The 265-nt window shown below is 62.6% G+C and carries 1 protein-coding gene; it reads right to left on the bottom strand.

Annotation, left to right across the window (positions count from 1 at the left end):
• On the bottom strand, positions 1 to 265 hold a 265-nt coding region (locus SB822_RS57840; RefSeq protein ID WP_410859202.1), incomplete at both ends, for a QueG-associated DUF1730 domain-containing protein.

Raw genomic sequence — 265 nt, 5'->3', positions numbered from 1 at the left:
CCAGCCGATGCCGGCCTTCTGCGCAAGCTCGACTTCGAGCACTGGCGCCGAGTCGGTAAACACGCGATAACCGAACGCGCCGATCTCCGCCTGAATTTTCTCTGACAGATGTTGCAGACGGTTACGCATCACCTTGTGATAGTCGCGGCCGCGCGCATAAATCGACACGACGGCAGCAGCAGGATCGGCCAGCCGCGCATGCTCGGCGCCCCGCCAGTCCTGATTGAGCGGCCCTTTGGACGAGTCGCTTTCGGGCTGCTTTCCG

It is taken from the genome of Paraburkholderia sp. SIMBA_054 (assembly GCF_046534875.1).
Lineage (GTDB): Bacteria > Pseudomonadota > Gammaproteobacteria > Burkholderiales > Burkholderiaceae > Paraburkholderia > Paraburkholderia hospita.
This window is presented reverse-complemented; position numbering and strand designations above follow the sequence as displayed.